The organism is Anaerocolumna xylanovorans DSM 12503 (assembly GCF_900143645.1).
Classification (GTDB): Bacteria; Bacillota; Clostridia; order Lachnospirales; family Lachnospiraceae; genus Anaerocolumna; species Anaerocolumna xylanovorans.
Genome location: NZ_FRFD01000006.1, coordinates 197616 through 218804, shown reverse-complemented (window position 1 = coordinate 218804; position 21189 = coordinate 197616). Strand labels below are relative to the sequence as shown.

The window sequence follows — 21189 nt, the reverse complement described above, 5'->3', positions numbered from 1 at the left end:
TCCACCCAAGGTAATTTATACCATCACTTTATATGATATTCTTACCCGATAAGTGGAGATTATTCCGATATCTTAATCTTCTATCTGATTTATTCTTCTTATATGCCTTTCATCCTGTGAAAATGGAGTATCTAAGAAAGTATCCACGACTTTCAGTGCATGTCCTGGCCCGATTACTCTGGCTCCCATAGCTAAGATATTGGCATCATTGTGCAATCTTGTAGCCTCTGCGCTAAAGCAGTCATGGCAAAGAGCTGCACGGATACCCTTTATCTTATTGGCAGTTATGGAAATACCTATTCCCGTTCCGCAAATCAATATACCAAACTCACATTCCTTACTTAATACTGCCTCGGCAACCTTCTTTGCATATACCGGATAATCACAGGAGTCCTCTGTATACGTACCGTAGTCTTTATATAGTACTCCCCTGCCTTCAAGATGCTTTATTATTTCCTGCTTTAATTCATATCCGCCATGGTCACAACCTAATGCTATCATGTATTTTCCTCCTCGTTGAGCTTATATACGGTCTTTTTCACAAGTCTTGCCAATTCTACATAGCAATCCTCATAATCAATGAGTGTACCGCCATAAGGATCTGTCACATCACCGCTTTCACCGACAAACTCTTTTATTGTATAGATATTTCCGGTGTCTTTAAAGTCCTCGATCACACTTTGCTTTTGCTTTTCCGTCATAGTAAGCACCAATGTGTTTTCGTCAATGTCTGAATTTTTAAGGGGCTTGGAAAAATGCCCTTCCAGTTCCAGGTTATGATTTTTTAGTACTGTATCTGCTTTGGGATTAAAAGGTTCCGAAAAAAGAACCACCAACCCTCTGGAAGTTACCGTGATGTCGCTGTTCGTTTCCATGCTCTTATATATGGTCTCTGCCATGGGACTTCTACAGGTATTTCCGGTGCAGACAAATATAATCTTTTCATATTTTATCATATATATACCCCTAACCTTTCCCTTCTTTGCATTTCTGTTTCAAAGGCATCCGCCTGCCTTACACTTTCTCAATATGATAACCGGCTGCTTTTAAGAGACGGTTCATAATGGCCTGTCCCAAAGAATTATCATAAAAACTTTCAGAAAATATGTAATCTGCCTGTTCTGTGTCAAATTCGCGCAGAATCTGAAACAGCCCTCCCGCTATGGTTTTCTCGTCTTTTCTGGTACCTATGGTTTTAATAATACCGTCCTTATAAGCCTTAAGCGTCTCATCCGTCGCAATGATTCCTACCTTAAAACCTTCTGACTGCTTCTTAGCTGCCGCTTTATTAATTGCCTCTATCACACTACCGCTTTCACCTTCATAAATTGTAAGCTGGCCCTTTGGGGCGTAATGCCGGTATTTCATTCCCGGGGCCTTGGGTTTGAAATTTTCCGTAGGTTTTTGAAACAGACTCTTATCATATTCTGCCTCTCCGGTAACCTTCTTTATATCTTCCAGCGTAAGAAATCCCGGTCTTAATATAACCGGTACATCTCCGGTAACATCTACAATGGTGGATTCCAATCCAATATCTGCCTTTCCCCCGTCAATTATCATATCAACCCTTCCCTCCATGTCTTCTATTACATGCAAGGCTGTGGTAGGGCTTGGCCTTCCCGAGGCGTTGGCACTGGGTGCTGCCACATAAACACCTGATTGTCTGATAAGCTCATAGGCTACCGGGTGAGCAGGCATACGAATGGCTACGGTATTAAGCCCTCCCGTAGTCGTAAGGGGGACCCTGCTGCTTTTGTTAAATATGAGGGTTAAAGGTCCCGGCCAAAAGGCCTGTGCCAGCTTCTTTCCCAGTAACGATTCTCCTTCTGTCAAATCATCCAGTGCTTTCATGGAGCTTATATGAAGAATGAGAGGATTATCAGAAGGCCTTCCCTTGGCAGTGTATATCTTCGCAGACGCTTCCCTGTTGAGTCCGTCCGCTCCCAGTCCATATACTGTCTCCGTGGGAAAAGCCACCAATCCTCCGCTTTTTAATATGTCTGCCGCTTCTTTTAGCTTTATACTGTCAATATTATTACTATCTATCTTTATAATCTTCGTATCCATAACATTTTACCTGATTCCTGCACTTTAGTAACAGCTACATTATAACACCATACACCAGGGAATACCAGCTTTTTGCTTTCTACCTGTCAAGGGTGTTAAGATATCGGAATATTCCAAGATGAATTGCCCATGCCAGCCTTTCCTGGTAATCCTCCTTTAGTAAAAGAGCCGCCTCCTTACTGTTGGATAAATAACCGCATTCTACAATTACAATAGGGCATTCTGTTTTCCTTAGCATGTAATAAGAGTCATTGGATTTTGCTTCTCTTTTGTTCCCGTCCTGTAAGGTATCCTTTAACTGGTCCTGCATTATCTTTGCGAATTCTTCACTCTCTTTGGATCTCGTATAGTAAAACACCTGTGAACCTTTGATTGCTTCGCTGGTATAGCTGTTTTGATGGATGCTGACAGCTAAAACGGCACTGCTGTTATTAATGATATCCACCCTTTTTCGCATATCGGCTGCCTTTTTATTATTGTCACTATCCCTGTAAAGTCCGCTGTCACTGTCCCTTGTCATAATCACCTTGATGTCATTTTGCTCTAACAGCCTTTTTAGTTTTAGGGCCACCGACAGATTAATATCCTTTTCCAGAGCTCCGTTAATCCCAACCTTTCCGGGATCGAATCCTCCATGTCCGGGATCTAAAATAACAGTTATCTGCCCGTCAGTTTTACCGGTCTTGGTTTCCCTCTGCATAACATCAATAGAAGGGTCATTAAGGGTATAAACTGCCAGGCAGACAAAGCACAAAAACAATATGTGGAAATAATTCCTGTAAAGCTTTCTGTGGTTTTTCACAATGTAAATCCATTCAGGTTGTTTTACTATATTCTATGAGTAAAAGCCCTGCCCTATGATTCACTTTGCAGATGTTGTGTCTAATTTATATATTTTGTGATTACGTTCCAGATATTATCCTTTTCAAGGCCCAGTTTCCAGCCTGCAATACCTGCAATATCTTCTTTTGCGATTACTTTTAGCTTTGCTTCAAAGGAATCCTCTTCTTCCAGCCACATCTTATACAGGGCACCGTCTTTTTCAAATTCTCCGTAATACTGTTCTGTCTTATTGTCCCATTTCGCTGTGACTCCGTTATCCGTAAGGAGGTTTTGGGCTGCATTCATCCCGTAGGCTTCAGAGGTAATCTTTACTGTTCCATCATCATCCTTTGTTTCCTTCCATAATCTTGTATAAAAAGGCAGACCCATAATTACTCTTTCCTTCGGTACGGATTTTAATATTCCGCTGACCGCCTCTTTTACATATCCTACAGAAGATACCGAACCGCTCTCTTCCGAATTGCTGTGGTGCTCATCGTATGCCATGACAATTACATAATCCGCTACTTCTCCCTGCTCTTCCCAGTTATAGTGGGAATTGTAGCTGGCAGGCACATAATTATCTATAGAAAGAACAATACCGTTACTTCTGCATTTTACGGACAGTTCACGGATAAACTGGATGAAATCCTCTCCCGCTTCCTGCGGAATCTTCTCAAAGTCGATATTGATACCGTCAATTCCATATTTAATCGTTTCTGCTATAAGCTCGTTGACTAATTTCTTTCTGCTGGAAGTGGAGGAAAGTACTTTCTTCTTGTCCACATCCGTACTAAAGTCATCTACCAGCGCCCATACCTGTATTCCAAGATTATGCGCCCGTTCCACATAGCTTTCACTTGCCAGGGAAGTAATTCCTCCCGCATTGTCAGAAAGTTTGAACCAGGTAGGAGATACGCAGGTCACTCCCTTGGTCCCTTCCAGCATGGAGAGCAAATTGCCGTTTGCCTGTTTATTGGTAACCTGATGCCATACCAGATTAATCTTTCCCTCCTGTGTTATATGGGAATAGGAAGGTGCCTTAAAACTGCTCTTAAGAGTTGTATAATAGGGTTTTGCTACCTTCTTAGCCTTAACGTATCCGATAACGCCGTCCTCTGTTATTACCTTATAGAACTTCCCGCTGGTTGCTTCACTGGTATCAACTAAGGTAATCTCTTCTCCCTCTTTTAAATCCTTTAGGATGTCACTCTTGATGCTTGCTTTATACCTTAATTGAGTCTTTTTCTTTGTCTTGGTTGTAAGAACATCTCCCCACTTATAGCCAATCACGACTCTGGAAGGGTCTTTATAAAGAGTATAGCTCATATCCGAGTATTGCTTTACAAAATCAATGGCTACATAAGCTGTCTGGTCTTCCATAATGACCGGCTGGTAATCCGTCTTGACCTGGCTGTTATTTTCATTATAATAGCTGTTTCCGATCTCCGCTCTTATAATTTCCGTAGGGGTTGTATAGCTTAGAATATTTTCATTGGAATCCCAATAGAATCTTTTATTGAATATGTCTGCTACCGTATTATAGTCAAGATACACCTGACCGTCTTTTAATATTCCCTGTTTTTCATATAACGTATCTTGAAGCACTACCTGAACTTCCTCACCCTTTACATGGTAATAATCAGTCAATGCCATATGTTCGTTGCTTGGAGTGAATTTTTTTACAATGGCAGATAGTATTATAACCAGTAATATTATCAGCGCAACAGCTATTCCCGCCACTGTCATATTCCTTTGTCTTCTCATGTTGACCCCTTTCATAAGTATCAAATCTTATACTATTATAGCATTGAATTTACCGGGCGTCATTATGAAATTCGACTTTTTTGTATAAAAGGAAACGGCAATGGGGCTTATGCGCTCTTTTATTGGCAATTTTTCCTGTATCTTCCTTTTTATGCTTAATCCTCCGGTCTCGGAATTTCCGGCAGCATTTCCTGTGCTAACTTGGCGGCTTTTTTTGCATATCTGCTCTTATTTACAACCTCCCAATCTCCGGTTCCATAGAGTGTTACAACTTGAAGCTGCCCGAACAAATTATAGCGGAAAGCAAACCACTCATGGTCTCCCATATAAACATCTTCATATGGATGATTCTCGGTAAGTTTTATCCGAAAATTCGATGCTTTTTTGACAAGGGAATAGCATTTTTTTAATTTATCAAGTTCTACTTTCCTTACAACCTTCGACTCTGCTGACGTATTCAGATAATTTTCTTCCAGGTATCGGTACTTCTCCTTTTCATCCATCCTGTCTTCCTTAGGTGCTTTAAACTCATAAACATTCCCCTGATTATCGATAAAGCTACCATATTCATATTCTCTTCCAAAACGATTGTTTTGCATAAATACTATATGGGGCATTTCCTGTTTTTCATACCGGTACTTTAAGTAACCATAACCTAGCCCCATAATTAATACAATCACCAAAAGCGGCATATATAAATATTTTTTATATATTTTCCTTTTCAAGTTTACTCCTCCGGCTCCGGAATTTCCGGTAGCATTTCCTGTACTAGCTTGGCGGCTTTTTTTGCATATCTGCTCTTATTTACAACCTCCATATCCCCAGTTCCATACAGTGTTACAGCCTGAAGCTTTCCCAGCATATTATAACGGAAAGCATACCATTCATGATCTCCCATATAGACATCTTTATATAGATGATTCTCGGTAAGCTTTATCCGAAAGTTCGACGCTTTTTTGACAAAGGAATAGCATTTTTTTAATTTATCATGTTCTACTGTCCTTACAACCTTCGACTCTGCTAACGTATTCAGATAATTTTCTTCTAAGTACCGGTACTTCTCCTTTTCATCCATCCTGTCTTCCTTAGGTGCTTTAAACTCATAAACATTCCCCTGATTATCGATAAAGCTACCATATTCATATTTACTTGTCAAAATACTATTTTGCATAAATACGATGTGGGGCATTTCCTGTCTTTCATACCGGTACTTTAAATAGCCATAGCCCACACTTATAATTATTACAGCAACAAGAAGCAGCCTTAATAAAGCCTTTTTCATATAGTTCCCCCTTAATTAATATCGTCAGAAGATGATTGATAGCTCATCGTATTTAAGGTATTGATTACACCATTATTAATCTCAAAAACCCGCCACAAATTGCCCCTTTCATTTATGGGTACATTGTAGGTCATTATTAGGTCATTTCCCCGGTAGATTTTCACACTGGCACCGGACAGGGATAAGGCATTGGAAGTAAAGCTAGTTCTATTGGTATAATCATGGACAATATAACGATAGGTTCCCGGTATATCCGCTTTTAGCGTCAAAGTAATTGTTTCCGGCCCATAGCCCGAGGTATCATCCAAATCCAGCTGTGCGATGGTAGAGCCCTTGTAGCCGAAAACCTTATTGCTGTAATAGACATGAAATGCGATACCATCTTCCAGCTTCCCTGCCAAATGAGAATCCAAATCAGTTGGGGATAATAGAATTTTCGCTTACTAAAACATTATAGGGTCCTTTCTGAAGCACGAATGCATATTCTCTGTTACTGCTTGCTGTCGTTACGGAGGAATAGTTATCCAGGTTCACCTGTCCCAAATTAATACATATAGCCGTTACAAAGGAAAGTGCAGTCAATATCATCCCAAATAATTGATTGCACTTTCATTATTAACAACAACTTTTTATTTAGTACTATATGTTTTAAATTTAGAAATCCCTATTGCTCCGGTTTCGGGATTTCCGGCAGCATTTCCTGTACTAATTTGGCTGCCTTTTGAGCATATCTGCTCTCATTTACAACTCCCCAATCTCCGGTTCCAAACAATGTTACCACCTGGAGTTTTCCCAATAGACTATAGCGAAATGAATACCATTTATGATTCCCCAAATAAGCATCGTCATATGGATCTGTCGCAGAACGCTTTATTCGAAAGGTCGATGCTTTTTTGACAAGAGAATAGCATTCTTTTAATTTATCAAGTTCAACTGTTCTCATAACCTTCGGTTCCGCTGATGGATTCAGACAATTTTCTTCCAGGTATCGGTACTTCTCTTTTTCATCCATCCTGTCTTCCTCAGGAACTTTAAACTCATAAACATTCCCCTGATTATCAATGAAACTACCATATTCGTATTTACCTGTTAGAATGTTGCTTTGCATAAATACAATATGGGGCATTTCTTGTTTTTCATACCGGTACTTTAAGTAACCATAGCCCAAACTTATAATTACTACAGCAACAAGAAGCAGCCTTAATAAAACCTTTTTCATATAATTCCCCCTTTAATTAATATTGTCAGAAGATGATTGATAGCTCATTGTATTTAAGGTATTGATTACACCATTATTAATCTCAAACACCCTCCACAGGTTACCTCTTTCGTTTATAGGTACATTGTAGGTCTTTATTAGGTCATTTCCCCGGTAGATTTTCACACTGGCACCGGACAGGGATAAGGCATTGGAAGAAAAACTGGTTCTATTGGTATAATCATGGACAATATAACGGTAGGTTCCCGGTATATCCGCCTTTAGTGTCAATGTAATTGTTTCCGGCCCATAGCCCGAGGTATCATCCAAATCCAGCTGTGCAATGGTAGAGCCCTTGTAGCCGAAAACCTTATTGCTGTAATAGACGTGAAATGCGGTACCATCCTCCAGCTTCCCTGCCAAATGAGAATCCAAATCAGCTGGGGTACTTCCCCATGTCAGGACTATGCGGTATTGGTTATCCTGAATAACCGGTGTCAGAACCATATTCTGGGTACCGGGATTTAAGGTGGATATAATATTATAGTATCCTGTAATATAACCGTCCTTGACAACTTCTGCCGTATAATTTCCAATCTGCAGGCTGACCTCAAAGGTACCGTGGGAATTAGTATTTGCCTTTACCGTTCCCGAAAATAATTTACTCACATATGCTCCTGAAGTATTATTCCAGCTTTTCCGGAACCTTACCTGGGCATTGGCAATCATCTCTCCGGTCAGCGCATTGGTAACTCTGCCATTGACCTCTGAGGACAACGCTCCTGCAATAATATCACTGATTATGATATTTTCCATATAGTTTGTCTGCCCTGCAGTAATCAAGACATTCTTTACCAGCTGGGGGTAATAGCCTTTTTTGCTTACTAAAACATTATAGGTTCCTTCCGGAAGCACAAATTCATATTCTCCGTTACTGTTTGTTGCCGTTATATAGGAATAGCTATCCGGATTTGCATGACCCAAATTGATGCATATGATCGTCACAAAGGAAAGTGCAGTCAATATCATCCCAAATAATTGATTGCACTTTCTTTATTAACAATAACTTTCCATTTAGTGCTATATGTTTTAAATTTAGAAATTCCTATTGCTCCGGTCTCGGAATTTCCGGAAGCATTTCTTGTACTAACTTGGCGGCCCTTTTTGCGTACCTGCTTTTATTTATGACTTCTGTATCTCCTGTTCCATACAGTGTTACAGCCTGAAGCTTTCCTAACAGACTATAGCGGAAAGCACACCATTCATGGTATCCCAGATAAACATCCAAACCCGGATGTGTTTCGGTAAGCTTTATTCGAAAGGTCGATGCTTTTTTGACAATAGAATAGTATTTTTCTAATTTATCAAGTTCTACTGTTCTTACTACCTTCGATTCTGCTAATGAGTTCAAATATTCTTTTTCCAAATATTTGTATTTTTCTTTTTCACCTGTTCTGTTTTCCCCTGGTACTTTAAACTCATAAATATTCCCCCTGTTATCAATAAAACTACCATATTCATATTCATTTGCAAACCAATTATTTTGTATAAACACGATATGGGGCATTTCTTGTTTTTCATAACGATACTTTAAATACCCATATCCTAGCCCCATAATTAACGTAATAAAAAGAAGTACCCTTAATAAAACTTTTTTCATACAATTTCTCCTTAGTTAATATTGTCGGAAGATGATTGATAGCTCATCGTATTTAAGGTATTGATTACCCCATTATTAATCTCAAAAACCCGCCACAGATTGCCTCTTTCATTTATTGGCACATTGTAAGTCTTTATTAGGTCATTTCCACGGTAGATTTTCACACTGGCACCGGACAGGGATAAGGCATTGGAAGTAAAGCTGGCTCTATTGGTATAATCATGGACAATATAACGATAGGTTCCCGGTATATCCGCTTTTAGTGTCAGGGTAATTGTTTCCGGCCCATAGCCTGAGGTATCATCCAAATCCAGCTGCGCAATGGTAGAGCCCTTGTAGCCGAAAACCTTATTACTGTAATAGATATGAAATGCGGTACCATCCTCCAGCTTCCCTGCCAAATGAGAATCCAAATCAGCGGGTGTACTTCCCCAAGTCAGGACTATCCGGTATTGGTTATCCTGAATAACCGGTGTCAGAACCATATTCTGGGTACCGGGATTTAAGGTGGATATAATATTATAGTATCCTGTAATATAACCATCTTTGACAACTTCTGCCGTGTAATTTCCAATCTGCAGGCTGACCTCAAAAGTACCGTGGGAATTGGTATTTGCCTTTATTGTTCCCGAAAACAATTTACTCACATATGCTCCCGAGGTATTATTCCAGCTTTTCCGGAACCTTACCTGGGCATTGGCAATCATCTCTCCGGTCAGCGCATTGGTAACTCTGCCGTTGACCTCTGAGGACAAAACTCCTGCGGTAATATCACTGATTATGATATTTTCCATATAGTTCGTCTGCCCGGCAGTAATCAGGACATTCTTTACCAGCTGAGGGTAATAGCCTTTTTTGCTTACTAAAATATTGTAGGTTCCTTCGGGAAGCACAAATTCATATTCTCCGTTACTGCTTGTTGTCGTTACGGAGGAATGGTTATCCAGATTTGCCTGTCCCGAATTGATACGTATGGCTGTTACATTTACACTAGACAACCCAGTCCCTGTAATACCCTTTACAAGCCCTGTTACGATACCGGTGGGAGGCCCCTGAGGCGGTGTGTTTCCAACGGCATCCTTTGCATATTTGACACAGGCATAGGCATCTAATAGTGGATATTCTGAAACAGACCGGGAATACTTTGAAGTTATTATCCGCTTAACTTCCGGTCCGGAAAGTGCCGGATTTACACTGTATAATAATCCTGCTGTACCGGCAACATAAGGTGCAGCCATAGATGTTCCACCCATTTTGCCGTAGCGATTATTCACATAACAGCTGTTTATGTCTTCACCAGGCGCCACAATATCCACCCTGTCACCAATATTACTAAATTTTGAAAGCGTATATCCACCTGAAAAATTAAGGCCTATAGAGCCAACGGTTATTATTCTTTTCTTTACGTCACTTAATGTAATGGCATTTAGAAAGCTGTTATAAAAGGCTAAGGCATCACCGTGTTCGTCATATGGATTTTTAGTTTCAATATAGCCGTATGTTGCAAGCGGAACCTTTGTAAAATAATGATCATTATTCACATTTCCAGCCGCTGCCACTATTACAAAGTCATACCCCTTATTAATTAGCTTCTGCAGAAATTCCTCCAAAATTCCCGCATTAGTTATCACATAACTTTTAGCCTTGGTATTTCCATGTGAAGCAGCGTAACACTGCAGCCAGCCCGTATTTTGGCTTACATTTATAACTTTGACATTATTTCCGATTAAATTTGCAAAGCCATATTTATACTCCATTACCGTTGAATACTTAGAGGTTGCAGTACCATCTGTAGAAAACGCATATAAGGCTTTTTTAGGAACTACCCCTGCAATCCCCTTTTTATTGTTAAATTTCGCAGCCATTATTCCTGATACATGGGTACCATGGGACTCTCCGCCTGTAGAAGCATTGTTCCATGTATGGGCATACTGCAAATCCTCATGGTTTTCATCAAAAGAACCATCAAGAAGCCCAATTTTAACCGACTGCATATTGCTGTAAAAATCCCATGCAGATAATGCCCTGATTGCCTCCAGGCCCCAGTTATTACCTCCCGGCTTTGATTCACTCCAATCATCCCCGGCATATTCTGTATCATTGGTTTTGACCACATCCTCCTCCGAAAGAAAGGCCGTATTCAAGGAGGCACTTTCGATAAAGCTAAAGCTGGAAACATAATCAATAATCTCATTTAATGTTTCGATATCCGTATTCTCATTCAATTGCAGCTGATAATCATTTGTCAGCTCAAGGTACCCTACTATTCTGGCATTTATATCTTTTGCTATGTCTTCCACTACACTGTAATCAAGGCCGTCCATCGCACTGATTAGAAGCTGGTTCTTTGCATAAATCAGCCCGGTATCCTCATCAGTTATTACATCATCATCCGTAATATCCTGAAAGTAAGCAGTACCGATGTCTTCCAGTTCCGGAGTGTTATCTTCGCCTGGCAGATTCCCCGTGTCTTTTATTTGGTTTAAAACTGCGTTCATTACCACATTGACAGAGCTTCCGGCGGAAACAACAAAACCGATGGATACGCTTTTACCGGTACCAATATTTTGATTATATCCTGTATTTTTTAACACATAATGATTGCCTGTATGCTCTTTTATAACCGCATTCCATATACTGCTGATATTGTTATCCAGGTCGAAATCCAGACTCCAATCCTCAATGTCCGCTTCTCCTGTATTGGTTATCTCTATACGGGCTGTAAAGCCTGTAGTCCAATCACTGTCTATTACATACCGGATACTGTAGTCCGTATTATCCGATAAGACCTCTTTTCCCGGCATCGTGTAACCGGACGGATAATCAACATCGTCTCCTTTGGCAGTAAAACCAAAGCTGACGCTTCCCCCTGCGGGTATATCCTGATTCCAGACAGCATTCTTTATTTTGTATGCATTATCTTCATGGGACTGTATGTTGGCATTCCATATATTAGTGATTTCATTTTTAGATTCGAATTCAAGGGACCAGTCCTCTATGGCCGAATTACTGCTGTTTGTAATTTTTATGTTCGCATTATATGCACCGTCCCACTGACTGTTAACAACAAATTCAACCGCATATCCATCACCGGTAAATATATTGCTGTTGACATTAATGGCTCCTCCTGTGACCGCATTACAGCCGGAAGCCATTACCGTTTCTGACAATCCCGCCGCACTTTCGGCTGATGCCAAACCTTCCGCCTGCGATTGTAAGGGAGTTAAATAAGAAATAACCATAATTAATGCTAAAATCATTGAAACATAACTTTTCATCTTTCGTTTCTTCATTTTCATGTCCCACTCTCCTATTATAAATTTGAGAAAACTATAAATATATTTTATTTTTATAATTCTTTCATGGTAAAATATAACAAATTATTTAATGCATGTCAACATCTGTCATATTATTCAATTTATTGGCATGTATAGTTATGCATTTTTTGAATTTTCTTTAGACCTTTAAAGCAAATCATTTTATACTAATAAGGAAAAGAGCCTGCCTTTTCCGGCAAGCCCTTTCCCTTCATCTGCCTGTGTGTATTGAGGATACTTATTTGCAGACCTTTGTTTTTTATTTCCTGTTTTTTAACTTTTAACATTTACCTTGAACTCTTTGTCTTCTGGTCTTTTGCCTTTTTGGATAAGCAGGTCATTTGTGATATGTTATACTTAACCTCAAGGGCAGCGATTTATTAATAGGTTCTTTGTAAAATTCATGGCATCCGGTGACAGAAAGAAAGGGTCCGGTCCATAGGGAACGGGAAGAATAGTTCTCTGAAAATCCCTTGCTGCAGCTCTTTCTTTGGAGTTGCTGTGATTTATTGCATAAATCCAATCCATGCTTCCGGTTATTCTTTCAGAATCAACAATGAATTCCTCCAGGAGATAACGCTTCCATGGGGCAAGGCTTCCTGCCACTACTTTTATATCGCAGCGCAGGAATTCCTCCCTATGCTCTTTATAGGAACTGCCAAAATCCATAATAATGCATTCATAGCCCTTAGCAAGTACCTCCGCCACCCTTTCCCTCCTCATCCAGGGATAAAAAGAGGCCCTCGATACCGTAAAGGGTTCTCCCGGGGAAACGTCCTCCTGCTCCGCCAGGAAGCGGCTCTTTAAAAAACAGATATCTTTATTGTCTGCCCAGTGAAGAAATGCGGTACTTAAGCCTAACCCTTCACTGATACAGGCGGTCAGCACAAGTCCCAAATGGGTCACCCCCGCACCTCTATGGGTTCCTGTTATCCCTATAACCAGCCTTCCATGCCCTTTATATTCCCTTTTGCTTTCTTTGAACAGACGCAATTTATCACCTCCGTAAGGCAGGCCCTCTATTCCTTCTCCAGTAATTCCTCGAGAAAATCCTTCATTTCCCGGGATAAATCCTCCGAAAAGGGATCGGGTTCATAGGGAATGCGATAGTATTGACGGTAATTTCTCCTGTTTTTTTCTTCCTTGCAGAAATCCCTGTACTGCTTTCCACTTAAGAAGTTTAACAATAACTTACCGCTTAAGGATTCCATGCTTTCTGTCTCCCAATCCTTTGCTCCTGATACCAGCAGCCTGACATCTGCCTTGGTAAATTCTTCTTCCAAAAAGTCCACTCCATAATCATATATGGTTATCCGGAAACTATCCGTTTGGGGAACAGTTGCCAGCTTCGAATAAGGAAGAAAGAAACTTCCCCTTAGATGCCAGATACCGTCAGCCTGCAGCCTGGCACCTTGCCGGTCCAGAATCGCCTTTAGGTGCCCGGATGGATTATTCTCCCTGTAAAGACACTTTACTCCTTTGCTATTCAGATAATTGGTTAGAAGCAGAGCCAGATGGGTTACCCCTATTCTGCTTTGCGCTCCCGCAATTGCCACTTTTAAGGATTCGCCTGATACTACATTACCGCCTTTGATTTTCCGATTTTGTTCTAATAATTTCTTCTTTAACCCGGCAACATGGGAGTAGCGAAAAACAGAATAATATCTTGAAGCTTTTTGGATAGTACTTAGCAAACCGGCGGAGTATAGCCTTCCCGCAGCCGTATCCGGTAAAAAGGTACCGGTTTTAGAAGGTATTCCACCCATAACGATATAATACAAAAGGGCACCAATGGCATATATATCGCTTTTTTCATCGGGTACGCCATTTTTTAATTCCGGTGCAAAAAAGCCTTTTGTTCCCTGTGAAAACTTACGTTCTTCCGCCTTTTCTTTATAAACACAGGCACCAAAATCAATCAGCTTTACCTTTGTATTATTCAGGATAATATTTCCGGGATTTAAGTCCAGATACAAAAGCGGACTGTCCAAAGAATATAAATAAAGAAATAAATCACAGATAGAAATTCCGATAGAAAGCACCAGTCTTTCATTTGGCCGGCCTTCCTGCCTGATGAATTCTTTTAGCAGGGTTCCTTCCATATACTGTTCAATAATATAGGAATGTTCTGCATCTTCTTCAAAATCATAAATGACTGGAATACATGGATGTGACAGACTTTTTAGGATAACAGCCTCTTTAAGAAGCTGTTCGTGAAGGGGATTTCCCTTATGAATTCTTTTGATTGCACAAAGCGAAGCTAATTTTATATGTTTTGCTAAAAACACCTCTCCGCTTCCGCCCTTTCCCAGGGGCCTTATAATACTGTATTTATCAAACCAAACCGGATCGTTCATTCTCTCCTTTCTTATTAGATTTATTATGGAAAGAAATATCAAGGATTCCTTCTTTTATTATACAGGGATATCCAATTATTCACAATCTTTTTTTACTCATGGTAATTCACAAATTTTCTTTCATTTCTTCGTCAATATGCCGAAAGAGATTGAAAAAAAGTAAATGTTTCTTATTTGAAAGCATATACTAGAATAAATAAAAAGATATTCCTATCGCGATTATTATGTATCGAACAAAGTCTTTCCAAAATCCAGATATGTGAGAAAATCCAAGAATTTGGCGGAAAAAATCACTTGACTAAGTAATACTAATAAATTATACTTTGAATACAACATCACTATAGTATCAATGTTGCAGCACTCATAGTCTGTTACAGCAATAGAATGCCTGTATGGCAGCTATACATTACCGCAGGCCAGCACATAGAAAAGGATGTGATTCTATGAAGATAGAGAAAATTAGCGAACGTCAGATTCGCTGTACTTTGAGCAGAGATGATTTAGTGGATCGGGAGTTACGTATCAGCGAACTAGCCTATGGTAGTGAGAAGGCAAAAGCCTTGTTCCGTGACATGATGCAGCAGGCAAATTACGAGTTTGGATTTGAAGCAGAAGATATACCGTTAATGATAGAAGCAATCCCTGTTTCACCGGAATGCCTAATTCTGGTTATAACAAAGGTGGAGGACCCTGACGAACTGGATACAAGATTCTCTAAGTTTTCTCCGGATGACCATGACAATGACAATGTATACGAAGAAGACGGCGAGGATTCCTATGCCGACGAGATCATTAGTTCTTTTGGACAGATAGATGACTTGCTTTCTGATAGCACCCCCGAGGAGAATGAGGATTTTATACCTTTGGCAGAGGCTTTATCCATTAACAAAGAGGAACCTTCTGAAAACCTGACTGAAGCAAAATCCGTATCCTATCAGACCAACCTTATGAAAGTATATTCCTTTAAATCATTAGATGAAGTTGAAAAGCTTGCCGCAGTAATCTCCCATTGCTACGATGGTTATAATACGCTGTATAAAAACCCTTTAAACTCTGTTTATTACCTGGTAATCTCCAAATCCGAGCATACTCCGGAGGAGTTTAATAAAATATGCAATATTGTTTCCGAGTACGGAAAGCTTGAACTTACTACCTATGCAAGTACCTACTATTATGAGGAACATTTTGAACAGATTATCAAGGGGAAAGCCATACAGGTATTATCCACTTTATAAAGGAACTTCCGGTACTACAATCTTTGTATTATTAATACGAAATAAAAAAGATTCTGCAACAGTTTGTTACAGAATCTTTTTTTGATCTATTTATTTTGCAAATACTCATTAATTGTTTCCATTAACTCGTCTGCATCCATTCCATGTACCATTGCTGCTTCTTCCAAAGTTTCTCCCTGTGAAGAAGGACAGCCGATGCAGTGCATGCCTGAGGCTAAAAGAATAGGAATAACACCCTGATCAACTAGAATTATCTCACCAATTGTCATATCCTTTGATACCTGTGCCATATTAATACCTCCTTGTTTATCAAAAACTCACTTCTGTATAGTTATCTATTACATTATAATCGAAGTGAATCTTATCGTCAAGGCAGTATTTGTTTTCGAAGTTTATGCATATTTTACTTGTATTATAGGCCTGTTTATATTAAAATAATAGATGATAAAATTAAAGGAGGTACATAATTATGGCATATAAAATTAGTGATGAATGTATTAGCTGCGGCGCTTGCGCAAGCGAATGTCCCGTTGGAGCAATTTCTGAAGGTGGAAGCCACTACGAAATCGATGCTGATGCCTGTCTTGATTGCGGTGCTTGTGCTGCTACATGTCCTACAGGTGCTATTGAGGCTTAATATATTCAAAGAAAAAGACTGCCCGCTTAACCTTTAAAATAAGCAGCGGTCTTTTTTTATTGTCCGAACTTTTTTGACTTGCCAAAGGCTTTTTTTCGCTTTTTCATAAGTCCCGCTGCTGCCTCTGCCCTTCCTAACTGTAATTCTCTTAAGGTTCTGTCGAATTGCTTGTACCTTTCTTCTTCTCTCTCTTCCTTGATACGAAGCAGGTAATCCATTTCCTTAATTACATGGTCTGTTACATTTTCACTTACCGTTTCTGCCATAACCTCATTGTTATCTCTTAAGGCTTCCATAAAAAGGCTCTGCATAATGGCCTTAAACTGTCCTAATTTTTGTTCCGGTTTCGGATATACGTTTTCCTCTTCTCTTTTCGGCAAATTCTTCTCTGCCACAGAAACAGCCGGCACAGACTCCTCCCCAATAAGCTCATTTACATATTTTTTGTCCCATTCTTCTTTCATTTTTTCCAGCTCTTTTTCATCCAGATTCTTCACCTTTTTTAATTCCGGTAAAAGGATTTTTATAGCACGGAGCTGATAGCCTTTTTCCTTTAATATCTTCACTGCTTTTAATACTTCTATATCCTCCCAGGTATAGTACCTGTGTCCCATTTCATTCCGAGGTATATGTAAATCAAGCTCATCTTCCCAATAACGCAGTGTGTACTGTTCAACTTCCACTTTCTTTGAGGCCTCCGATATCATATATCGCATTTCCTGCATTCCTCATCCTCCTCTGGTAATTGTTATTTATTTCCATCAGTTTTATTATAGCATAGAGCCTGTCCAATGCAATAATAAGCAGGTATTTTTTTCCATTTTTCATCGACATCATAAAAGAAAAGACTGCACCTGCAAACAAAAAAAGACTTTCGGAAGGATTTATCTGCTTCCGAAAATCTTTTTTTAAAGTATATGCTTATATTTTGTCAGCTTCTCTCCAGATTAGCAAACTTGGTGTACTGGGACTGCCATGCAAGCTTGACGGTACCGGTAGGACCATTTCTTTGCTTACCGATTATGATTTCAGAAATTCCTGCCTCTTCCGAATCATGATTGTAATAATCATCTCTGTAAATAAACATTACAATATCGGCATCCTGCTCAATAGCACCGGATTCACGAAGATCAGAGAGCATGGGACGTTTATCAGGACGCTGTTCTACCGCACGGCTTAGCTGTGAAAGCGCAATTACCGGAACATGGAGCTCCCTGGCAATTCCCTTTAAAGATCTTGATATTTCTGATATTTCCTGCTGTCTGGATTCACTCTTTTTACTGCCGGTCATAAGCTGGAGGTAATCGATGATTACCAGCCCAAGGTTATATTCCAGCTTGAATTTTCTGCACTTTGAGCGCAGCTCACTGATAGATATGCTGGAAGTATCATCAATAATCAGATTGGAATTACCGATAGATCTGGCACTCTCTACCAGTTTGATCCAATCCTCATCCGATAAATCACCCGTCCTTATAGACTGGGAATTAACCTTGGAGTGCATGGACATAATACGTTTTACCAACTGGTCCTTTGACATTTCCAAACTGAAAATCGCCGTTGTAACATTTCCTTTTAATACAACATGCTCTGCGATATTTAATACAAAGGCTGTCTTACCCATAGAGGGTCTGGCAGCTATCAGAATCAAATCAGCGGGCTGAAGCCCTGCTGTTTTATAGTCCAAATCATAAAAACCGGTGGCAATTCCTGTAACACTTCCCTTGCTGCGTGCCGCTGCTTCAATACTCTCCAGGGACTGGAATACGATATCCCTGATACTTGTAAAGTCACCGGTATTTCTTTTCTGCAGGATATCGAACATTTTCTTTTCAGAATCTTCTAAAATGTTCTCCAACTTTTCTTTATCAATGTAACATTCATTCGTAATAGATTCCGTAACCTTGATCAACTGCCGCAAGGTGGATTTCTCCTTCACAATGCCGGCATAATAGCGGACATTTGCCGAAGTAGGCACGGAAGCTATAATATCCCGGAAGAATTCCAGACTGCACAGCTCCTCGGGCACTTCTTTTTCTTTTAATTTATTTTGCAGGGTAATTAAATCTACCGGTTTCCCTTCATTGTACAATTCCAAAATGGCATCAAAGAGCACTCCGAAACGCTGCTCATAAAAGTCCTCTCCGGTAACGAGTTCTGCGGCAGCTGCAATAGCATCCTTATCCATTATCATAGAGCCTACCACTGACTGCTCGGCCTCCCCATTGTGAGGAAGAACTTTTTTTATAAATGCCTCATCCACAATATTTCCTCCCTTAACTTAACCCTTGCTTAAAGCTCTGTTACCTTGACCTTTAATTCCGCCGTCACCTGTGGATGCAGCTTAACCGGAACAGTATGGGTACCAAGAGTTTTTATCGGGTCATTTATCTGAAGCTTTTTCTTGTCGATATCCAGTCCATACTGGGTCTTTAATTCCTGCGCAATTTCCTTTGAGGATATGGAACCGAAGGTTCTTCCGCCTTCGCCTGTCTTTATCTTAACTTCCAATGTCTTGCTTTCTAATTCTTTGCCAAGTACCTGTGCTTCTTCTAATATTTCCTTCTGCCTTCTTTCTTCCGCAGCCTTTTGAAGCTTCAAATCGTTCAGATTCTTTGCACTGGCCTCCAATCCCAATTTCTTTGGAAGTATAAAGTTTCTGGCATAACCGTCACTTACGTTAACCATCTCGCCTTTCTTTCCCAATGCCTTTACGTCCTGTGTTAATATAATCTGCATAAAAATATGCCTCCTTTATTCAAAATATCGTATTTACAGCTCGCCTTCCTTTTTCATGACTGAGAGGGTTGTTTTTAAGTTATATATGGCTTCTGACAGGGTACAGCCGGTAAACTGCGCACCGGCAACACTCATGTGTCCGCCGCCTCCCAATTTTTCCATGATAAGCTGTACATTCACTTCATCGATTGATCTTGCACTTAAATATATCTTATCATTAAACTCAGTAAATACAAAAGATGCCCGGATGTTCGTAATATTAAGAAGCTCATTTGCGACCTGGGCTCCCAGTACCGTGGGACTATTGATGCCTACACCGCCGCATACTGTTATGGCATAATGCTCCATGTAAACTTCTGTCGCACTGACAGCTTCTGCCTTTGCCTTATATTCATCCATGTCACTGCGAAAGGCCTTCCGGATACGGGTAACATCCGCACCGCTTCTTCTTAAGAAAGCTGCCGCTTCAAAGGTTCTTACCCCTGTTTTTGTCAGGAAGTTGTTGGTATCGATCATAATACCGGCATACATGGCATCGGCTTCCACCTGCTTTAACCGAAGTCCGTCTCCAATATACTGTAATACCTCTGCAACCATCTCACAGGAGGAAGAAGCATAAGGTTCAATATAGGAAAGTACCGGATTCTCAATTGCTTCCCCTGTCTGCCTGTGATGGTCTAATATCACAATGGTTCTGGTCAGACCTAAGAGCTCCTTGCATTCCGTATAACTCGGCCTGTTTACATCTACAATTACCAAAAGCGTGTTATTATCTACAAGTCCTATAGCCTGCTCACTCTTTAGGAACATATCATCTTCATAATCAGGATTATTGATAAATCTGGTCATTAACGGCCGTACCGAAGTAGTAACCTCATTGATAACAATATGCGCCTTTTTATTTAACGTCTTTGCAATACGGTAAATACCGATTCCCGCACCAAAGGAATCCACATCTCCGATGGCATGCCCCATAATTACGACCTTATCCTTTGCCTCTACGAATTCCTTTAGGGCATGAGCCTTTACACGGGCCTTTACACGGGTACTCTTTTCCAGCTGAATGCTCTTTCCGCCGTAATAGAATATCTTATCGCCGTCCTTTACCACCGCCTGGTCACCGCCTCTTCCCAGAGCAAGGTCTATGGCAGCTCTTGCATATTCATATCCAGTCTGGTAGGACTCTGTATTGACTCCAAGCCCAATACTGATGGTTACAGACATTTCATTTCCTATATTAATGGTTCTTACTTCCTCTAAAAGATTGAATTTATTATTTTGCAGCTGGGTCAGATATTTATGCTTAAATATAAAAATATATTTATCCTTCTCCACCTTCTTGACTATGGCATCAATACTTTGCATGTATTTATTAATCTTACGGTCAACCAATGCAACAAGAAGAGAACGCCTTACCTCATCAATACTCTCGAGGGCTTCTTCATAGTTGTCAATATACAAAAGACCTACTATCATCCTTTGTTCCTGGTTCAGCCTTGCCAATGACATAATCTCTGTTTCATCATAGATGTACATGCCTATCAGACTGTTGGAATCATCTTCGTGCCCATCTTCTGCTATATCCCATGCCTGGTCCTCAAAAAAGCTGTTGGCTATGATTTTCCGCAGAAGAATCTTATAAGAGCTGTTATCCTTCGTCAGGTGGATAACCTGATCCTGCATATCAACAGGAAGAACTCCTTCTGTAATCTCCGGGAATATACGGCTGATGGATTTCTTCGCCAGCTTTTCATCTCCGACTACTTCGATAAAATCATTATTTCCCCATAGAAGCCGTCCCTGACAGTCTAATACACCGTATGGCAGAGCCATATCTTTTAAGAGCTGCTTTTGAACCTGTCCATAATCGGCAGCATACCGGACAATATCTCCCAATATACTGGGTCTTTTGAAGAAATACAATGCCATCGCTATCACGATATAAACAACAACAAAGCCGTTCATCATCATGCCGGCTTTTCTGTCTGCCAGATTTATACCTATATCCATGGCTATTAGCAGCAAGGACAAAAAGAGGGGCCATCTAAGATATGACTGCAAGGCTCCCTTTACTTTAACTTTCTTTTTCATTTCCTTCATCCTCTTTA

22 protein-coding genes are annotated in these 21189 nt (G+C 40.2%); 2 read left to right on the top strand and 20 right to left on the bottom strand.

The window, feature by feature from the left end:
- Positions 1 to 72: 72 nt before the first annotated feature.
- From rpiB to BUF11_RS11360, 14 genes are all read right to left on the bottom strand, one after another.
- Complete coding sequence (gene rpiB, locus BUF11_RS11425; RefSeq protein ID WP_073588981.1) at positions 73 to 501, bottom strand: ribose 5-phosphate isomerase B; 429 nt, start codon at positions 499 to 501, stop codon at positions 73 to 75.
- Positions 498 to 956 (bottom strand): low molecular weight protein arginine phosphatase, encoded by a 459-nt coding sequence (locus BUF11_RS11420; RefSeq protein WP_073588980.1) that lies wholly within the window; start codon positions 954 to 956, stop codon positions 498 to 500. Before BUF11_RS11420 ends, rpiB begins: the two co-directional genes overlap by 4 nt.
- Positions 957 to 1014: 58 nt before the next feature.
- Positions 1015 to 2067 carry an L-threonylcarbamoyladenylate synthase gene (locus tag BUF11_RS11415; protein ID WP_073588979.1) on the bottom strand — a complete coding sequence of 351 codons (1053 nt, stop codon included), beginning with the start codon at positions 2065 to 2067 and terminating at the stop codon, positions 1015 to 1017.
- Between the two features lie 79 nt (positions 2068 to 2146).
- Positions 2147 to 2869 (bottom strand): N-acetylmuramoyl-L-alanine amidase, encoded by a 723-nt coding sequence (locus tag BUF11_RS11410; protein ID WP_073588978.1) that lies wholly within the window; start codon positions 2867 to 2869, stop codon positions 2147 to 2149.
- Between the two features lie 80 nt (positions 2870 to 2949).
- Entirely contained in the window at positions 2950 to 4656 is a 1707-nt protein-coding gene (locus BUF11_RS11405; RefSeq protein WP_073588977.1) for a glycosyl hydrolase family 18 protein, read from the bottom strand.
- 155 nt (positions 4657 to 4811) lie between these two features.
- Positions 4812 to 5381 (bottom strand): hypothetical protein, encoded by a 570-nt coding sequence (locus tag BUF11_RS11400; RefSeq protein WP_073588976.1) that lies wholly within the window; start codon positions 5379 to 5381, stop codon positions 4812 to 4814.
- A 2-nt stretch (positions 5382 to 5383) separates the two neighbouring features.
- Entirely contained in the window at positions 5384 to 5938 is a 555-nt protein-coding gene (locus tag BUF11_RS11395) for a hypothetical protein (RefSeq protein WP_073588975.1), read from the bottom strand.
- Between the two features lie 11 nt (positions 5939 to 5949).
- Positions 5950 to 6339 (bottom strand): YfaP family protein, encoded by a 390-nt coding sequence (locus BUF11_RS11390; protein WP_073588974.1) that lies wholly within the window; start codon positions 6337 to 6339, stop codon positions 5950 to 5952.
- 263 nt (positions 6340 to 6602) lie between these two features.
- On the bottom strand, positions 6603 to 7157 hold the full coding sequence (locus tag BUF11_RS11385) for a hypothetical protein (protein WP_073588973.1): 555 nt from the start codon (positions 7155 to 7157) through the stop codon (positions 6603 to 6605).
- 12 nt (positions 7158 to 7169) lie between these two features.
- Positions 7170 to 8165 (bottom strand): carboxypeptidase regulatory-like domain-containing protein, encoded by a 996-nt coding sequence (locus BUF11_RS11380; RefSeq protein ID WP_084558612.1) that lies wholly within the window; start codon positions 8163 to 8165, stop codon positions 7170 to 7172.
- A gap of 76 nt (positions 8166 to 8241) precedes the next feature.
- Positions 8242 to 8796 carry a hypothetical protein gene (locus BUF11_RS11375; RefSeq protein WP_073588971.1) on the bottom strand — a complete coding sequence of 185 codons (555 nt, stop codon included), beginning with the start codon at positions 8794 to 8796 and terminating at the stop codon, positions 8242 to 8244.
- 11 nt (positions 8797 to 8807) lie between these two features.
- Positions 8808 to 12095 (bottom strand): cellulose binding domain-containing protein, encoded by a 3288-nt coding sequence (locus tag BUF11_RS11370; RefSeq protein WP_073588970.1) that lies wholly within the window; start codon positions 12093 to 12095, stop codon positions 8808 to 8810.
- Between the two features lie 381 nt (positions 12096 to 12476).
- On the bottom strand, positions 12477 to 13106 hold the full coding sequence (locus tag BUF11_RS11365; RefSeq protein WP_073588969.1) for a hypothetical protein: 630 nt from the start codon (positions 13104 to 13106) through the stop codon (positions 12477 to 12479).
- Between the two features lie 26 nt (positions 13107 to 13132).
- Positions 13133 to 14470, bottom strand: coding sequence for a serine/threonine-protein kinase (locus tag BUF11_RS11360; protein WP_139243392.1), 1338 nt, complete (start codon positions 14468 to 14470; stop codon positions 13133 to 13135).
- 443 nt (positions 14471 to 14913) lie between these two features.
- On the opposite strand from BUF11_RS11360, the gene BUF11_RS11355 reads away from it, so the two are divergent.
- Complete coding sequence (locus BUF11_RS11355) at positions 14914 to 15705, top strand: adaptor protein MecA (RefSeq protein ID WP_084558611.1); 792 nt, start codon at positions 14914 to 14916, stop codon at positions 15703 to 15705.
- Between the two features lie 86 nt (positions 15706 to 15791).
- On the opposite strand, the gene BUF11_RS11350 is transcribed toward BUF11_RS11355, so the two are convergent.
- Positions 15792 to 15995 (bottom strand): DUF1858 domain-containing protein, encoded by a 204-nt coding sequence (locus BUF11_RS11350; protein ID WP_073588966.1) that lies wholly within the window; start codon positions 15993 to 15995, stop codon positions 15792 to 15794.
- A gap of 179 nt (positions 15996 to 16174) precedes the next feature.
- Between BUF11_RS11350 and BUF11_RS11345 the strand changes: the two genes are divergently transcribed.
- Positions 16175 to 16342 (top strand): DUF362 domain-containing protein, encoded by a 168-nt coding sequence (locus BUF11_RS11345; protein ID WP_073588965.1) that lies wholly within the window; start codon positions 16175 to 16177, stop codon positions 16340 to 16342.
- A 56-nt stretch (positions 16343 to 16398) separates the two neighbouring features.
- Here the strand turns inward: BUF11_RS11345 and BUF11_RS11340 are convergent, their stop codons facing one another.
- From BUF11_RS11340 to BUF11_RS11325, 5 genes are all read right to left on the bottom strand, one after another.
- Positions 16399 to 17067 (bottom strand): helix-turn-helix domain-containing protein, encoded by a 669-nt coding sequence (locus BUF11_RS11340; protein WP_073588964.1) that lies wholly within the window; start codon positions 17065 to 17067, stop codon positions 16399 to 16401.
- Positions 17015 to 17179, bottom strand: coding sequence for a hypothetical protein (locus BUF11_RS24340; protein WP_175562042.1), 165 nt, complete (start codon positions 17177 to 17179; stop codon positions 17015 to 17017). The genes BUF11_RS11340 and BUF11_RS24340 overlap by 53 nt, the downstream gene beginning before the upstream one ends.
- A gap of 94 nt (positions 17180 to 17273) precedes the next feature.
- Positions 17274 to 18605, bottom strand: a complete 1332-nt coding sequence (gene dnaB, locus BUF11_RS11335) for a replicative DNA helicase (protein WP_073588963.1) — start codon at positions 18603 to 18605, stop codon at positions 17274 to 17276.
- A gap of 29 nt (positions 18606 to 18634) precedes the next feature.
- The gene (gene rplI, locus BUF11_RS11330) at positions 18635 to 19081 is read right to left on the bottom strand and encodes a 50S ribosomal protein L9 (RefSeq protein WP_073588962.1); all 447 of its coding nucleotides are present in this window, start codon (positions 19079 to 19081) and stop codon (positions 18635 to 18637) included.
- Between the two features lie 33 nt (positions 19082 to 19114).
- Positions 19115 to 21172, bottom strand: a complete 2058-nt coding sequence (locus BUF11_RS11325) for a DHH family phosphoesterase (protein WP_073588961.1) — start codon at positions 21170 to 21172, stop codon at positions 19115 to 19117.
- Between the last annotated feature and the right edge of the window lie 17 nt (positions 21173 to 21189).

Excerpts from the sequence above, each read along its gene's own strand:
- BUF11_RS11360 (WP_139243392.1), bottom strand. The coding sequence starts at position 14,470 with ATGAACGATCCGGTTTGGTTTGATAAATACAGTATTATAAGGCCCCTG.
- BUF11_RS11325 (WP_073588961.1), bottom strand. The coding sequence starts at position 21,172 with ATGAAAAAGAAAGTTAAAGTAAAGGGAGCCTTGCAGTCATATCTTAGA.
- BUF11_RS24340 (WP_175562042.1), bottom strand. The coding sequence starts at position 17,179 with ATGATGTCGATGAAAAATGGAAAAAAATACCTGCTTATTATTGCATTG.
- BUF11_RS11375 (WP_073588971.1), bottom strand. The coding sequence starts at position 8,796 with ATGAAAAAAGTTTTATTAAGGGTACTTCTTTTTATTACGTTAATTATG.
- BUF11_RS11420 (WP_073588980.1), bottom strand. The coding sequence starts at position 956 with ATGATAAAATATGAAAAGATTATATTTGTCTGCACCGGAAATACCTGT.
- BUF11_RS11380 (WP_084558612.1), bottom strand. The coding sequence starts at position 8,165 with ATGATATTGACTGCACTTTCCTTTGTGACGATCATATGCATCAATTTG.
- BUF11_RS11370 (WP_073588970.1), bottom strand. The coding sequence starts at position 12,095 with ATGAAAATGAAGAAACGAAAGATGAAAAGTTATGTTTCAATGATTTTA.
- BUF11_RS11350 (WP_073588966.1), bottom strand. The coding sequence starts at position 15,995 with ATGGCACAGGTATCAAAGGATATGACAATTGGTGAGATAATTCTAGTT.
- rpiB (WP_073588981.1), bottom strand. The coding sequence starts at position 501 with ATGATAGCATTAGGTTGTGACCATGGCGGATATGAATTAAAGCAGGAA.
- BUF11_RS11395 (WP_073588975.1), bottom strand. The coding sequence starts at position 5,938 with ATGAAAAAGGCTTTATTAAGGCTGCTTCTTGTTGCTGTAATAATTATA.
- BUF11_RS11345 (WP_073588965.1), top strand. The coding sequence starts at position 16,175 with ATGGCATATAAAATTAGTGATGAATGTATTAGCTGCGGCGCTTGCGCA.
- BUF11_RS11340 (WP_073588964.1), bottom strand. The coding sequence starts at position 17,067 with ATGCAGGAAATGCGATATATGATATCGGAGGCCTCAAAGAAAGTGGAA.
- BUF11_RS11415 (WP_073588979.1), bottom strand. The coding sequence starts at position 2,067 with ATGGATACGAAGATTATAAAGATAGATAGTAATAATATTGACAGTATA.
- BUF11_RS11405 (WP_073588977.1), bottom strand. The coding sequence starts at position 4,656 with ATGAGAAGACAAAGGAATATGACAGTGGCGGGAATAGCTGTTGCGCTG.
- BUF11_RS11385 (WP_073588973.1), bottom strand. The coding sequence starts at position 7,157 with ATGAAAAAGGTTTTATTAAGGCTGCTTCTTGTTGCTGTAGTAATTATA.
- BUF11_RS11355 (WP_084558611.1), top strand. The coding sequence starts at position 14,914 with ATGAAGATAGAGAAAATTAGCGAACGTCAGATTCGCTGTACTTTGAGC.
- rplI (WP_073588962.1), bottom strand. The coding sequence starts at position 19,081 with ATGCAGATTATATTAACACAGGACGTAAAGGCATTGGGAAAGAAAGGC.